Annotated in this window: 14 protein-coding genes; 10 read left to right on the top strand and 4 right to left on the bottom strand. The window is 72.8% G+C overall.

All coding sequences use genetic code 11. The features are described 5' to 3' along the window. Positions 1 to 93: 93 nt before the first annotated feature. On the bottom strand, positions 94 to 852 hold the full coding sequence (locus ABZ904_RS30500) for an IclR family transcriptional regulator (RefSeq protein ID WP_361001048.1): 759 nt from the start codon (positions 850 to 852) through the stop codon (positions 94 to 96). 92 nt (positions 853 to 944) lie between these two features. Beyond that, on the bottom strand, positions 945 to 1,412 hold the full coding sequence (locus ABZ904_RS30495; protein WP_361001052.1) for a MarR family transcriptional regulator: 468 nt from the start codon (positions 1,410 to 1,412) through the stop codon (positions 945 to 947). Positions 1,413 to 1,619: 207 nt separating this feature from the next. On the opposite strand from ABZ904_RS30495, the gene ABZ904_RS30490 reads away from it, so the two are divergent. The 7 genes from ABZ904_RS30490 to ABZ904_RS30460 all read left to right on the top strand — a co-directional run bounded on the left by ABZ904_RS30490 (position 1,620) and on the right by ABZ904_RS30460 (position 7,849). Next, the gene (locus tag ABZ904_RS30490; protein ID WP_361001055.1) at positions 1,620 to 2,402 is read left to right on the top strand and encodes a CoA transferase subunit A; all 783 of its coding nucleotides are present in this window, start codon (positions 1,620 to 1,622) and stop codon (positions 2,400 to 2,402) included. Continuing rightward, a complete protein-coding gene (locus ABZ904_RS30485) occupies positions 2,402 to 3,046 on the top strand; it encodes a CoA transferase subunit B (RefSeq protein ID WP_361826831.1) in 645 nt (214 codons plus the stop codon). The genes ABZ904_RS30490 and ABZ904_RS30485 overlap by 1 nt, the downstream gene beginning before the upstream one ends. Positions 3,047 to 3,129: 83 nt before the next feature. Then, entirely contained in the window at positions 3,130 to 3,903 is a 774-nt protein-coding gene (pcaH, locus tag ABZ904_RS30480; protein ID WP_361001061.1) for a protocatechuate 3,4-dioxygenase subunit beta, read from the top strand. A 6-nt stretch (positions 3,904 to 3,909) separates the two neighbouring features. Then, complete coding sequence (gene pcaG, locus ABZ904_RS30475; protein ID WP_361001064.1) at positions 3,910 to 4,515, top strand: protocatechuate 3,4-dioxygenase subunit alpha; 606 nt, start codon at positions 3,910 to 3,912, stop codon at positions 4,513 to 4,515. Between the two features lie 23 nt (positions 4,516 to 4,538). Beyond that, positions 4,539 to 5,870 (top strand): 3-carboxy-cis,cis-muconate cycloisomerase, encoded by a 1,332-nt coding sequence (pcaB, locus tag ABZ904_RS30470; RefSeq protein ID WP_361826888.1) that lies wholly within the window; start codon positions 4,539 to 4,541, stop codon positions 5,868 to 5,870. Then, positions 5,867 to 6,994: a 3-oxoadipate enol-lactonase gene (pcaD, locus tag ABZ904_RS30465; protein ID WP_361826827.1), complete on the top strand. Its 1,128-nt coding sequence runs from the start codon at positions 5,867 to 5,869 to the stop codon at positions 6,992 to 6,994. The genes pcaB and pcaD overlap by 4 nt, the downstream gene beginning before the upstream one ends. A gap of 63 nt (positions 6,995 to 7,057) precedes the next feature. Further along, on the top strand, positions 7,058 to 7,849 hold the full coding sequence (locus ABZ904_RS30460; protein ID WP_361826824.1) for an SDR family NAD(P)-dependent oxidoreductase: 792 nt from the start codon (positions 7,058 to 7,060) through the stop codon (positions 7,847 to 7,849). 7 nt (positions 7,850 to 7,856) lie between these two features. On the opposite strand, the gene ABZ904_RS30455 is transcribed toward ABZ904_RS30460, so the two are convergent. Then, complete coding sequence (locus ABZ904_RS30455; protein WP_361001074.1) at positions 7,857 to 10,544, bottom strand: AAA family ATPase; 2,688 nt, start codon at positions 10,542 to 10,544, stop codon at positions 7,857 to 7,859. 273 nt (positions 10,545 to 10,817) lie between these two features. On the opposite strand from ABZ904_RS30455, the gene ABZ904_RS30450 reads away from it, so the two are divergent. Continuing rightward, positions 10,818 to 11,864: a DUF2510 domain-containing protein gene (locus ABZ904_RS30450; RefSeq protein ID WP_361001077.1), complete on the top strand. Its 1,047-nt coding sequence runs from the start codon at positions 10,818 to 10,820 to the stop codon at positions 11,862 to 11,864. Positions 11,865 to 12,019: 155 nt separating this feature from the next. On the opposite strand, the gene ABZ904_RS30445 is transcribed toward ABZ904_RS30450, so the two are convergent. Then, the gene (locus ABZ904_RS30445) at positions 12,020 to 12,634 is read right to left on the bottom strand and encodes a TetR/AcrR family transcriptional regulator (RefSeq protein ID WP_361001080.1); all 615 of its coding nucleotides are present in this window, start codon (positions 12,632 to 12,634) and stop codon (positions 12,020 to 12,022) included. A 198-nt stretch (positions 12,635 to 12,832) separates the two neighbouring features. Here ABZ904_RS30445 and ABZ904_RS30440 point away from each other — a divergent pair, with 198 nt between their 5' ends. Both ABZ904_RS30440 and ABZ904_RS30435 read left to right on the top strand, forming a co-directional pair. Then, on the top strand, positions 12,833 to 13,660 hold the full coding sequence (locus ABZ904_RS30440) for a phosphatase PAP2 family protein (protein ID WP_361001083.1): 828 nt from the start codon (positions 12,833 to 12,835) through the stop codon (positions 13,658 to 13,660). Further along, on the top strand, positions 13,657 to 14,622 hold the full coding sequence (locus tag ABZ904_RS30435; RefSeq protein ID WP_361001086.1) for a DMT family transporter: 966 nt from the start codon (positions 13,657 to 13,659) through the stop codon (positions 14,620 to 14,622). Before ABZ904_RS30440 ends, ABZ904_RS30435 begins: the two co-directional genes overlap by 4 nt. The last annotated feature ends 49 nt before the right edge of the window (positions 14,623 to 14,671 follow it).

Raw genomic sequence — 14,671 nt, 5'->3', positions numbered from 1 at the left:
GCCCCCCAGTCTAGGTCGGCGATCCGCCCAGTGACGCTTCCGGTCCGCTGAACGGACCAACGGAAGGGTCCGCGCCCGTCGCTCCAGTCCCGGTCACCCTTCGAAGGGCAGCCCCACCCGCACCAGCTCACGCGCCGCCGCGGTCAGTCCGTCCGCGAAGCGCCGTATGCGCTCGTCGGTGAACCGGGTGCTCGGCCCGCCGAAGGAGAGAGCCGCGGTCACCGCTCCGGCGCGCCCCCTCACCGGCACAGCCACCGCCGACAGCCCCTCCTCGCGTTCTCCGTGACTGGTGGCGTAGCCGAGCGTCCGCGCCTCCTCGATCCAGGCGCGCAACGTGTCCAGATGGGCTGCCCCGTACGGCGAGGACTCCGCGACGCGGCGCAGCAGGGCCTCCGGGGCGTCCAGCAGCAGCGCCCTGGAGACGCCGCCCGCCCACAGCGGAAGCTCGTCCCCGACCCGTACGACCTGCCGCAGGGACTGGGGCCCCTCCTCCTGCGCGATGCAGACCCGGCGGATGTCGCGGCGGACGTACAGATGCACCGTCTCCCGGTGCTCCGCGGCCAGTTCACGCAGTATCACCGCCGCCGCAGGCGGCAGTCGCCAGGCTTGTTCGGCGAGCCGGGCCCAGCGCAGCAGGGCGGGGCCCGCGATATGGCGGCCGTGTTCGTCGACCCAGAGCAGACCGTTGAGCCGGAGGGTGCCCAGCAGGCGCAGCACGGTCGTCTTGGGCAGACCGGACGCGGCGACGATCTCGCGGATGGACAGCGCGGGACGGCTCTCTTCGAGGAGACCCAGGATGTCGATCGCCCGCTGGACGGTGCGCATGCCCGCGGGTTCGGCCTCGGCTGCCATCGCTGATCCTCTCCGCCCTGGACCGCGGCACGGCCCGGCTGACGCCCTCGCATCTGCACAGTACTGCGAGCGGGTCCGCTGGGCGGACCTCCTCAGGCCTGGGTGGCCGGGAGGGGAGGCGCCGGGTTGCGCAGGCTCTCGGCGGCCTCCGAGACCCGCCGGATGAGGTCGAAGAACTGGGACTGCTCCTCGGCGGACAGCGGAGCCAGGAAGACCTGGTTCATCCGGGCCGTGCGCACCGTCAGCCTGCGGTGCGTGCGCAGTCCCTCGTCCGTGAGGCGCAGCAGGAAGCGACGGCCGTCCTGCGGGTCGCGGACCTTGTCGAGGAGGCCCCGGCGGCCGAGCCGGCTGATCACCTCGGCGATGGTGGACCGGTCGAGGCCCACCCGCTCCCCCACGGTGCGCTGGTCGAGCCCGGGCTCGGCGACGAGCGCGTTGAGGACCGCGAACTGCGGCGAGGTGATCTCCTCCGAGACCATCGTGTTCCACAGCAGGTAGTGCGCCTGCTGCAACCGCCGGGCCAGGTGCCCCGGGTGCGTCGAGAGGTCCACGGCGGCCATGCGCGCTCCCTGGTCATTTTTGTAGGTGCACTGAACGATACCGCCAAGGACACGACTCTCCATGAACGACGCTCCCGCCAGGCGTCGGGACACACGGGGCCTTGACGCCCTATCTCGACAGTGGCAGCGTGAGAGCAACCTCGCAGAAATACTCAGTGCCCTGATTAATTGTTGATCGGGACGCCACGAAGAGATGGGGCTTCACGGATGGACAAGGTGGTCGCCTCTGCCCTGGAGGCGGTGGCCGATGTGCCGGACGGCGCATCGCTGGCGGTCGGCGGGTTCGGATTGAGCGGTGTGCCGAACGTGCTGATCGAGGCGCTCTTCGAGCGGGGGGTCGCCGGGCTGAGCGTGGTGTCGAACAACTGCGGGGCGATGGAGTCGGGGCTCGCGGTGCTGCTGGCGGCGGGCCGGATCGCCCGGGTGACCGGTTCCTACATCGGGGCCAACAAGGAGTTCGCCCGCCAGTACCTGGCCGGGGAGCTGGAGGTCGAGATGATCCCGCAGGGCACGCTGGCCGAGAGGCTGCGGGCCGGCGGTGCCGGAATCCCCGCTTTCTACACCCCCGCCGGGGTCGGCACCCAGGTCGCCGACGGCGGGCTGCCCTGGCGCTACGACGGCTCGGGCGGGGTGGCACTGGCGTCTCCGGCCAAGGAGGTCCGCGCGTTCGACGGAGTGGACCACGTGCTGGAGCGCTGCATCCGCACCGACTTCTCCCTGGTCCGTGCCGCGCGGGGCGACCGGCACGGCAACCTCGTGTTCAACAAGTCCGCCCGCAACTTCAACCCCCTGGCGGCCATGGCCGGCAAGGTCACCGTCGCCGAGGTCGAGGAACTGGTGGAGCCCGGCGCGATCGACCCGGACGCGGTGCATCTGCCGGGCATCTTCGTACAGCGGGTGGTGGCCCTCACCCCGGAGCAGGCCGCCGACAAGAGGATCGAGCGGCGCACGGTGTCCGCGCCTCCGGCGCCCGGGACGGTGCGCGGCTGATGGCCTGGACGCGCGAACAGATGGCCGCCCGGGCCGCACGCGAGCTGAAGGACGGCCAGTACGTCAATCTCGGCATCGGGCTGCCGACGCTGATCCCCAACCACCTTCCCGACGACGTCGAGGTCGTCCTCGAATCCGAGAACGGCATCCTGGGCACCGGCCCCTATCCCACCGACGACCTGGTCGACCCCGACCTGATCAACGCCGGGAAGGAGACCGTGACGGTCCTGCCCGGTGCCTCCTTCTTCGATTCGGCGCTGTCCTTCTCGATGATCCGCGGCGGTCACATCGACGTCGCCGTCCTGGGCGCCATGCAGGTCTCCGCGAAGGGCGACCTGGCCAACTGGGCCGTGCCCGGCAGGATGATCACGGGGATCGGCGGGGCGATGGACCTGGTGCACGGCGCCCGGACCGTCATCGTCGTCATGAGCCACACCGCCAAGGACGGTTCACCGAAGATCCTCGAGGAGTGCACGCTGCCGCTGACCGGCAGGGCCTGCGTGGACCGGATCATCACCGACCTCGGCGTCCTCGACGTGACCGGCGCCGGGCTGGTCCTCGTGGAGACCGCACCCCAGGTGGCGGTCGAGGAGATCATCGCCAGGACCGACGCCGCCCTGACCGTCGCCAAGGGCCTTGAGTGAACACGTCCGTGCATCGGCGTGGGCCCGTACCGCCCGTACCCCGCCCCCGCCCCCGCCCCCGCCCTCGAACGCTAGGAACCCCCATGGCTCTCACCCAGCACGACATAGACCTGGAGATCGCGGCCGAACACGCCGCCTACGAGAAGCGGGTCGCCGACGGCGCACCCCTCGAGCACCACCCGCGCCGGGACTACGCCCCCTACCGTTCCTCCACGCTGCGCCACCCCAAGCAGCCGCCGATCGCCGTCGACGTCACCAAGGACCCGGAACTGGTCGAGCTGTCCTCACCGGCCTTCGGCGAGCGCGACATCACCGAGATCGACAACGACCTCACCAGGCACCACCGGGGTGAGCCGATCGGTGAGCGGATCACCGTCTCCGGGCGCCTGCTCGACCGGGACGGGCGTCCGGTGCGCGGTCAGCTCGTCGAGATCTGGCAGGCCAACTCGGCCGGCCGCTACGCCCACCAGCGAGAGCAGCACGAGGCACCGCTGGACCCCAACTTCACCGGTGTGGGCCGCACGCTCTCCGACGCCGACGGCTTCTACCGCTTCACCACCGTCCAGCCGGGCCCGTACCCGTGGCGCAACCACGTGGGCGCCTGGCGCCCGGCCCACATCCACTTCTCGGTCTTCGGGACGGCGTTCACCCAGCGGCTGGTGACACAGATGTACTTCCCGAACGACCCCCTCTTCCCGTACGACCCGATCCTCCAGTCCGTGACGGACGACGCCGCCCGGCAGCGCCTGGTCGCCACCTACGACCACAGCCTGTCCGTGCCGGAGTTCTCGCTGGGCTACCACTGGGACATCGTGCTCGACGGCCCGAACGCCACCTGGATCGAAGAAGGACGCTGACCCACCATGACGAAGATCGACACAAGCAGCCCCGAGAGCGTGCTGCCGACACCGTCGCACACCGTCGGCCCCTTCTACGGCTACGCCCTGCCCTTCCCTGGGGGCTCCGACATCGCCCCGCTCGGGCACCGGGACCAGATCACCCTTCACGGGCACGTGTACGACGGCGAGGGCGAGCCGCTGCCCGACGCCTTCCTCGAGCTGTGGGGCCCCGACCCGGACGGCAACGTGCCGCAGGTGGACGGCTCGATCCGGCGCGATCCCGCCACCGGCGGCTATCTGGGCCGCAACGGCGTGGAGTTCACCGGCTGGGGGCGCGTCCAGACGGACGCCAACGGCCACTGGTACGCCCGTACGCTGCGGCCCGGAGCGCGCGGGCTGAGCGCGCCGTACATCAGCGTCTGCGTCTTCGCCCGGGGCCTGCTCATGCACCTGTTCACCCGGATCTACCTGCCGGTCGACGAGGCGGCGCTCGCCGCCGATCCGCTGCTGGGACGGCTGGAGGAGGACCGCCGGGACACGCTGATCGCCGTGGCCGAGGACAACGGCACCCACCGGTTCGACATCCGCCTTCAGGGCGAGGGCGAGACGGTCTTCCTGGAGTTCCAGTGACGCCGGGGCCCTTCGGCCGGGAGGTGCCCCCGGCAGAGCCCGACGCCGGTCTGCTCGCCCCCGGGTGGACCGACTCCCCCGCCGCGTCCGCGACGAGCGACCTCGCCTGTCTGCGGGCGATGCTCGACGCCGAAGCCGCGCTGACCCGGGCCCAGGCCGCCCTGGACCTGGCCCCGCGGGCTGCCGCGACGGCGGTGACCGAGGCGGCCCGTGCGGACCGCTTCGACGTTCGCTCCCTCGCCCGGCGCGCCCGCGGAGGCGGGAACCCGGTCATCCCCCTGGTCGCCGATCTGACCGAGGCGGTCGGCGCGGAGTACGGACCGTACGTCCACCGGGGCGCGACCAGCCAGGACATCATGGACACAGCGACGATACTGGTCGCCGTGCGCACCCTCGACCTGGTGCTGTCCGACCTGGAACGTACGCAGCGGGCGCTGGCCAGGCTCGCCGCGGACCACCGGGACACCGTCATGCCCGGCCGGACGCTCACCCAGCACGCCGTGCCCACCACGTTCGGGCTGAAGGCGGCGGGCTGGCGGGCGCTGGTGCTCGACGCACGGGACCGCGTACGGACCGTACGGGAGCAACTGCCCGCGCAACTGGGCGGCGCGGCAGGCACCTTGGCGGCGTTCACCGCGTACGGCGCCCGTGACCCCCGGGCACTCACCGCCGCCTACGCGCGGGAACTGGGTCTCGCCGAACCAGAGTTGCCCTGGCACACCCTGCGCACCCCGATCGCCGACCTGGCCGGCGGACTCGCCTTCACGGCCGGAGCGCTGGGCAAGATGGCCGCGGACGTGCTGACGCTCTCCCGTACCGAGGTCGCCGAGGTCGCCGAAGGCGCGGGCGGCGGCTCCTCCGCGATGCCGCACAAGGCGAACCCCGTACGGGCGACGCTGATCGCGGCGGCCGCCCGGCGGGCCCCGCAACTCGCCGCCACGCTGTACGGATCCCTGGCCGCGGAGGACGAACGCCCCGCCGGGGCCTGGCACGCCGAGTGGGAGCCGCTGCGCGATCTGCTGCGGCTGGCCGGCGGCGCCGCGCGTGACGCCGTGGAACTGGCCGAGGGGCTTCGCGTGCACACGGACGCCATGCGCGCACACCTCGGCCTCACCCACGGGCTGATCGTCTCCGAGCGGCTGGCGGCTGAGCTGGCCCCGGTGGTGGGCCGCGCCCGTGCCAAGGAGCTGCTCACCGAGGCCGCCCGGCGGGCCCGCACCGAGGGCCGCCGTCTCGCCGAAATCCTCGCCGACGAACCGGAGTTGAAGGACCTCGACGTGGAGGTCCTCACCGATCCGGCCCGTTACACCGGGGCCGCCCCGGCCCTCACCGACCGTGCCCTGGAGCGCTCGTGACCGCCAAGCTTCCCTACCACCACGCCGAGGGCGCCCCCACCGCTCCCCCGCTGCTCCTCGGACCGTCCCTGGGCACCTCCTGCGCCCTGTGGGACAAGGTCGCACCCGAGTTGTCGGCCGACCACCGAGTGGTCCGCTGGGATCTGCCGGGCCACGGCGGTTCCGCCCCGGACCTCATCGGCCCGGGCGCCACCGTCGCCGATCTGGCCGGGCTGGTGCTGGGACTCGCCGACGCGCTCGGCGTGGACCGCTTCGCGTACGCCGGGGTGTCGCTCGGCGGAGCGGTGGGGCTGCATCTCGCCGTGCACCACCCCGAGCGGATCTCCTCGCTCGCCGTCGTCTGCTCCTCCGCGCACTTCAACGGCGCGGGTCCGTGGCAGGAACGGGCCGCGCTGGTCCGCCGGGAGGGGATGGCGCCGGTGGCGGCGACCGCCGACGCACGCTGGTTCACGGCCGGGTTCACGGTGCCCCGGCTCGTCCAGGACCACCGGAAGGCGGACCCCGCCGCGTACGCCGCCTGCTGCGACGCGCTCGCCGCGTTCGACATCCGTGACCGGCTGCCGTCGATCACCGTGCCGACGCTGCTGATCGCGGGCCGCGAGGACCCGGCGACTCCCCCGGCGCATCTGCGGGAGATCGCGGACGCGGTGCCCGGCTCTGCCCTGGTGGAGATCCCGGGCGCCTCGCACCTGGCGCCGGCGCAGTGCCCGGAAGCCGTCCTCACGGCCCTGCGGGCGCACTTCTCCGGCACTCCCCGGCGGGGCATGGCGGTGCGCCGCGAAGTCCTCGGCGACGCGCACGTGGACCGGGCGCAGACGCGCCAGACCCCCTTCACCGCCCGGTTCCAGGACTTCATCTCGCGCTACGCCTGGGGCGAGATCTGGACCGACCCCACGCTGTCCCGCCGCGAGCGCAGCATGATCACGCTGACGGCGCTCGTCGCGTACGGCCATCACGACGAGCTGGCCCTGCACGTCCGGGCGGCCAGACGCAACGGGCTCACTCCCGAGGAGATCGGCGCGGTGCTGCTGCATACGGCGGTGTACTGCGGCGTCCCGGCGGCGAACTCCGCCTTCGCGGTGGCGCAGCGGGTGCTCGCCGAGGAGGAAACCGCCCAAGGGTGACCCTGCTGGTCGTAGCTTCAGCAGCACCCCCATGCCGCCCGGACGCGTGCCTAGGGTGGGGGCATGCCGACTGTTCTGATCACCGGCGCCACCTCCGGTCTCGGCCGCTACATCGCCTTCGAGCTGGCCCGCTCGGGACACCTGGTCCTCGCCCACGGGCGCGATGCGGGCCGCACCGACCAACTCGTCGCGGAGCTGCGCACCGAGGGCGAGGCCGAGGGGTTCGTCGCCGATCTGGCCTCGCTCGCCCAGGTGCGGCGGCTCGGCGAGGAGGTCGCCGCCGCACATCCCCGCCTCGAGGCCCTGATCAACAACGCGGGTGTGGGCGGCGGTCCGCGCGGGTCCGGCCGTGAGGTCAGCGCCGACGGGCACGAGCTCCGGCTCGCGGTCAACTATCTGGCGCCGGTCGCCCTCACCCGCGCCCTGCTGCCACAGCTGAAGGCGGGCGCTCCCGCACGGATCGTCAACGTCGGCTCGGCGGGCCAGGAGCCCCCGGACTTCGACGACCCGGAGCTGACACGCGGCTACAGCGGCATGTCCGCGTACTGCCGCAGCAAGTTCGCCCTCGCAGCGCACACCTTCGCGCTGGCCGAGGAGCTCGGGGACAGTGGTGTCTCCGTGAACGTGCTGCACCCCGCCACCTACATGGACACCGCCATGGTCCGCGAGGGCGGCATCGCCCCGTGGAACACGGTGGCCGACGGTGCGCCCGGGGTGCTGGCCCTGGCGACCCGGGACCTGGGCACCGGCGGCTACTTCGACGGCACCCGTCCGGCACGGGCGCACGAGCAGGCGTACGACCGGGAGGTGCAGCGGCGGCTGGCGGCGGTCACCGGCCAACTGCTCGCGCTGTAACGGGACTTCAGCGCAGCCCCCGGCCGTTGTCGAGCACCTCCTGCGCCCGGGCCGCCAGTCCGTCGGCGCCGCACGACCGCGCCAGCGTCAGACCCCGGCTCAGTTCCGCCACGGAGCGCGCCGCGATGCCGTACTCCACACGCGCCGCCGCGTGCCCATAGGCACAGGGCGAGGACTCCAGGTAGGTCACCGCCTGGGCGTGCAGCGTGACGGAGCGCTGGCCCGTCTCCAGAGCGGCGGCGACGCGCAGGGCCTCGCCGATCGCCGTGTCGGTGCCCAGCAGTTCGGCCTGACGGCGGACGGTCGCGGCAAGCTCGGCGGCACGGCGCGGGTCCTCGGTGGCGAGCGCGCGGGCGAGGTCGCCGGCCCAGGGCGCCAGCACGGTGTTGTGGCCGCGTCCGGCGCACGCCTTCTCGGCGGCCTCCAGTTCGTTGACGCCCTCCTTGGTCCGGCCGACGGCGATCAGGAGCCGGCCGCGCACGGACCGGGTGTCGGGCAGCACGATCGTGGACGGATAGGGCGGTGCGAAGCCGTACCGATCCGCGATCGACCAGGCCTCCTCGACATGCCCGCGGGCGAGCAGGGTGTCGACGAGCCCGCAGGTCGCGGACCAGTACAGGGGCAGCCCGCGGCCGACACGCTCGGCCAGGCGCAGGGATTCGCGCAGGGAGGTCTCCGCGTCCCTGAGGCGGCCCCGTCTGCGGTGGGCGAGTCCGACGTAGGCGTGCGCGAGGGAGAGGTGGCCGCCGCTCCAGCCCGCGGACTCATAGGCGCGCAGGGCCTCGCTGAACAGGCTCTCGGCCCGGTCGAGTCGGTCCGTGTAGGCGTAGGCGCTGCCCAGCATCAGCAGCAGTTCGATGCCCCACTCGGTATCGGTCCAGCCGAGTCCCGGGGCGAGGCGGCCGTTGACGAGGGCGCGGTCGCACAGGTCCACGACCTCCTCGGCGTTCTCACCGTGGGTCATCGCGTCGAAGCCGCGCAGGATGAGGAGCGCGCGCTCGGAATTGTCCCGCCCTGTGCAGGTGCGGGCCAGGTCGGCCAGCTCCCGGGAGCGGGCCGGGGAGTCCTCCTCGGCCGCGTGGATCCCTTCCCACATGTAGTGGACGGCCTGGAGACGCATGCGTGAGGGGCCGGGTTCGAGCCGGGCGGCCTCGGCGTCGACGGTGCGGACCGCCTCGTTCAGCTGGTCGTTGTGCAGCAGGGCCTGGGAAAGCCGGTAGACGGCGCTCACCCGGTCCTCGCCCTCGAGGCCGGACATCGCGAGCGCCGCCTGGAGGTAGTCGATGGTCGTGGCGGGCGAGGTCAGCAGCGTGGCGCAGCCCAGTTCGTAGAGGACGTGCGGGTGCACCTGGGGCAGCGGCGGTTCCACCAGGGCGCGCTCCAGGCAGCGGCGGGCGGCGTCGGGCGCGCCGACCGCGAGGTGTTCACGGGCGGCCTCGCGCATCTGCTCGACGAGTTCCTCGTCGTCGTCCGGGTGGACCTCGAGGAGATGGCGGGAGGCGGCCGCCGCGCCGAGCCCGGAGTCGGTGACGACCTGTGCGGCGATGCCGTGCATCGCGGTGCGCAGTCCGTCGGGGATCGAGCGGTAGACGGCGCTGGCGATCAGCGGATGGACGAACTCCAGCTCGCCGCCGTCCGCCTGACGGACCGCCGGGTCGGGTTCGCTGAGGATGCGGGCCGCGCTGAGGAGTTCGGCGCAGCGCCCCGCCTCCGTCGGGCTCATGGTGGCGAGCCGGGCCACCAGTTCCACGGTGATGCCGGTGCCCAGGATGGCCGCCGCCCAGGCGAACCGGGTGGCCTCGATACCGAGGCCTTCGAGGCGGGCCACGAGTCCGTGGCCCCGGGCCGAGCGGTTCAGGGCGCGCAGTTCTGCGGCGGAGGACTCGACCGGTTCGAGCTGGCTGTCCTGCACCTTGGCGAGGAGTTCGACGGTCTCGTACGGGTTGCCGCCGGTCACGGCCCACACCTCGCGGCAGAACGGGGCGTCGGCGTGCGCACCGAGGGTGGCCCGGGTGAGTCCGGCGGCCGCATCGGGGGTGAGCGCGGTCAGGGTGCGGACCGGGCGGCGCGCGGCCGCGGCGACCAGGTCCAGATGGCGTGAGCCGTCACCGGCGACCTCGCCGGGGCGCAGCGCGACCACGACGAGCACGCGCAGTTCGTCGAGGCGTTCGCAGAAGGCGGCCAGCCAGTGCAGGGTCTCCTGGTCGGCCCAGTGCGCGTCGTCGACGATCAGGACCAGCGGCCACTCCCGTTTGGCGAGCCGGGAGACGGCCGCGACCAGGCCGTCGCACACGCCCTGCGGGTCGGCCTGGCGGTCACCGGGTTCGGCTATCCCGAGGGCCGGGCCCGCGACGTCGTACCAGTCACCGAGGTACTCGCGCGCCTCCTCCGGCATCAGTGACAAAAGCGCGGGCTGGAGCAACTGCCGTACGACATTGAAGGGGACGGACGTGACGGTCTCGCCGCCGCGTGCCGACCAGACCGTGCAGCCGCGCCTCTCCGCGATACGGCGCGTCTCCGCGAGGATCGCCGTCTTGCCGATGCCCGCCTCCCCGTCGAACACCAGCAGGCTCCCCGACTGCGTGGGCGCGGCGTCGTCACGAAGCGCGTCGACCGCCTCGGTGACGACGGCGAGTTCCGCGTCGCGTTCCCACAGGGAAGCCGTGGCGGCCCCGCCGGGCCGTGCCTCCGTCATCCCGGTACCTCCCCAGGTCGCCCAAACGACGTACAGGCATTGAGCCTAGTCGCCCCCGGGCCCAGGCGGAGGCAGGTCGGAGCACCTGTTGCCGTCATGGGTGACGCAGGGTGTTCCGGGGCGACGCGACGGCCCGCCGACCAGCCGTGGTGAAAGTAAATGTCAGTAAAGTCCCCTGAAAATGAAGCAAACTTTCCGGGGCCAAGGGGGCTCGTGGGGTGTCGCGGCCGGGGCTCTCATCCCTCTTTCACGCATGGCTTCTACGGTGGAGCCATGACGCAGGTGACTCCTCCCGGGTGGTACCCCGACCCGGGGCAGACAAGTGACGGGCCCGCCACCGAGCGCTGGTGGGACGGCGGGGCATGGACGGATCGGATCCGCCCCGCGGAGCCGGCCGCAGCGTGGGGTCCACCGGCGCAGCCGCAGGCCGGCGCAGCCGGGCGAACCGAGCCGTACGCCCTCGTCCCCCATCCGGGAGCCCCGCCGGCCCCGGCGAGGCGCGGCGTGCGCACCGGGCTGGCCGTCGCGGTGGCGGTACTGGTCCTCGCGGGAATCGGCGGTGGCGTCTACACGCTCACCGCGAACGACGGCAACGGCGGCAACTCCGCGCGTGCTCAGGGCCCGGGCGGCTCCGGCGGCCAGGAGGGTCAGGGCGACCCGGGTGGGCAAGGGGGCCAGGACGGTGGTCCCTTCGGCGGCCAGGGCCGCGGTCCCTTCGGGGGCCAGGGCGGATCCGGCGGTTCGGACGGTGCGACTCCCGCACCCGGTGAGTCCGGTCAGCCGCGGACCGAGGACGGGTACGCCACCGACCCGTTCAACGGCATCAGCATCCCGGTGCCGGACGGCTGGAGCGGCGGAACCATCGAGGGCGGGGCCTCGATCCAGTCGAAGGTCGAGTACAAGTGCCCGGGTGACACGTCGCAGAGCTGCAACACCGGTGGGGCGTACTCGGCGTCCGCCCGGGCCCAGGGTCTGACCGCCGGCACGGCGGAGGCGGCGGCGAAGCAGGACATAGCCAAGAACGCCCAGGAATCGTACGGTTCGTCCTACGGCGGGATCACCTCGCACGAGGTGCTGGCCTCCAAGGCGGTGACCGTGGCCGGGCAGCAGGGCTACATGGTCCGCTGGAAGGCGATCACCAGTAAGGGCGCCGACGGCTATGTCGAGTCGCTGGTCTTCCCCTCGCCCGCGGGCACCGGCCGGCTCGTGGTCGTCCGCTTCGGCATCGACGTCGGGGCGAACGCGCCGAAGCCCTCGGTGCTGGACCGGATCACCGCGGGGATCAAGGCCGTGTCGAGCGGCAACGGACAGAGCGCCTAACCGCCGTCACCCGGGCCCGGCCGGAAAAGATGCGGCCGGGCGGGGCTCCTCTCCGCTCCGGAGGAACCCCACCCGGCCAGGTGCGCCGCCCCCGTCCCCACGGTGCGGCGCGAGCGGGCCGCCGTCCTGTCATCCCTCGGACGGCGGCCCGGGTCTCATGTCAGTCCGAGCATCGGCAGCAGTACCGACTCGACGAAACGCACGAGGTAGTCCTCGTCCGCGTACCGCCCCTCGAGAAGCGGACGGACTCGCAGGACGCCCAGCAGCTGTGCGGGCACGTACGGGAGCGCCGGGTGGTCGGCGGGCACCTCCCCGCGCTCGACGCCACGCCGGACGATCTCCTGCAGTGCCTTGATCTCGGGCTCGATCAGGGCTTCGCGCAGCGCCTTCGCCAGTTCCTTGTCCTGCATGACGGCGTGTCCGAGGGCCTGGAACAGCCTGGTGTCGCGCGCGGACCAGTCGGCCGCGGTCCGGGCGGCGGCCCGCAGATCCCCGGCGAGCGAACCGGTGTCGACGCCGATGAACCGCGGGCAGCCGTTCGCCCTGATCGCCGCCGCCACGAACTGGGGCTTGGTCTTCCACTGCCGGTACAACGTGGACTTGCTGCAGCGGGCGCTGGCGGCGACGCCCTCCATGGTGACCGCCTCATAGCCGCACTCGCGGATCTGGTCGAGCACGGCGTCGAAGAACTCCTGCTCGCGCTCGGCCGTGAGCTTGGAGCGGCGCGAGGCGGCAACCGTCTCCGGTGCCTCCGCTGCCTGCGACGTCATGACTTCGCTCCTCGGTCGTGGCCCCGGCCCGTGGGCCGCTTCACACCAGTATATCGATACGCCAGTGTACCGGTACGCGAGCGTATCGGTACACTGGCGTATCGATGAGCCTTGGACAGGACCCACTCGTCTGTCGAGTGGACCCTTTCCTGGGCTCACCACGCACCACCCCACGCACGTCAGCAAAGGGGCCGGGGGATGGATTCCCGTACCGAGCCTGAAAGAGGAGAGGCGGCCGCGATACACCGGCCGCCTCTCACCCGCGAGCTCCTGCTGGTCGCAGGTCTCTTCCTCGTCTACAAATTCGGCCGGCAGCTCGCGAACGGGCACACCGCCGAGGCCTTCCGCAACGCACACCGGGTCTGGGACTGGGAGCGCTCCCTCCATCTGCCGGGCGAGGGCGCCATGCAGTCCGCACTGCTGCACAGCACCGCCCTCGTCCGCACGGCGAACATCTACTACGTCGCCGTCCACTTCACGGCCACCATCGCCTTCCTGGTCTGGCTCTACATACGGCGCCCCGACCACTACCTGTGGGCCCGCCGGGTCCTCGCGCTGCTCACCGGCGCCGCGCTGGTGCTGCATCTCACATTTCCGCTCGCGCCGCCGCGGATGCTCGACGTGGCCCACCTGGTGGACACCGGGCAGACGTACGGGCCGACGGTGTACGGGGCCAGGCCCGCGACCGACTCGATGGCCAACCAGTTCGCCGCCATGCCCTCGCTGCACTTCGGCTGGGCACTGATGGTCGCGATCGGCCTGATCGCGGCGACCCGGTCGCGGTGGCGGTGGCTGTGGCTGCTGCATCCCCTGCTGACCCTCACCGTGATCGTCGGCACGGCCAACCACTACTGGCTGGACGCGATCGTCGCCGCCCTCCTGCTCTGCGTGGCACTGGCCCTGGTGCACGCGCCGTCGCCGGCCTCCCGGGGCAAAGCCACTCCGGTGGCGGGGTACGTGCCGTCGCCGAGGCGGGCCCAACCCGCGAGGGCGAACCGCTCCGCACTGGTGGGAGCCGGCCAATGAGCGCCACCGTCCTCGCCCTCGTCCTGTCACTGGTATCCGCCGTCGCGTACGCGGCCGCGGCGGTGGCCCAGGAGCGGCTCGCGGCCCGGACCTCGGGCACCGGTGTGCTGCGGCTGCTGACGCACGGCGCCTGGTGGTGGTCGGTCGTCCTGAACGCCTCCGCCGCGCTGCTGCACGTGGCCGCCCTCAAGTTCGGCACGCTGACCCTGGTGCAGCCGCTCGGCGCGCTCACGCTGGTGGCGGCGGTACCGCTCGGGGCGCGGGCGGCCGGACGCCGGGTCAGCCCGGTGGAGTGGCGGGGCACCGTCCTCACGCTGCTGGGTCTGAGCGCGCTGCTGGTGACCGCCTCCGGACCGGAGCCCGACCACATACTGAGCCTCCCGCAGGCGCTGGCCGTGGCCGGCGTCACCACCGCGGCGATCGGAGTGCTGTCCGCTCCCCGCTCCGCGGGCGCCCGACCGGGCCTGCGGCACGCGACCTCGTCCGGCTTCGCCTCCGGGGTGGCCTCGGCGCTCACCCAGACGGTGACGGTGGCGGCGACGGACCGTTCGGGACCGCTGCTCGACACACAGGTCGTGGTGGTGGCGCTGCTGGTGGCGGCCTTCGCGACGGCCGGTCTGCTGCTGTCGCAGGCGGCGTACCGCGACGGCCTCGGCGCACCGCTCGCGGTGGTGACCCTCGCCAACCCGGTCGCCGCTGCGGTGATCGGCCTCTCCCTGCTGGGCGAGCGACTCCAGGGCGGCGCGGCGGGCCTGCTCCTCGCGGCCGCCGGGGCGGCGCTGGCCTCCTGGGGTGTGGTGACGCTGTCGCGGTCGGCGCCCACGCTCGTCCCGCCTCCGGCGGGCGGTGGCCAGACGGTCGTGCCGGTCCTCGAACTGAAGCCCCGGCCGGTCCCCTACGAGCCGACGTTGCTGCCCCAGCAGCCGGCGTCCGCACCGCCGGAGCACCTCACAGCGCTGTGAACGAACGGACGGCGGGGGGGGGCGCGGGGGGGTAGCGGGCCCCCCCCGC

The sequence above is a fragment of the Streptomyces sp. NPDC046900 genome, from assembly GCF_040644975.1.
In the GTDB taxonomy this organism is placed as follows: domain Bacteria; phylum Actinomycetota; class Actinomycetes; order Streptomycetales; family Streptomycetaceae; genus Streptomyces.
This window is presented reverse-complemented; position numbering and strand designations above follow the sequence as displayed.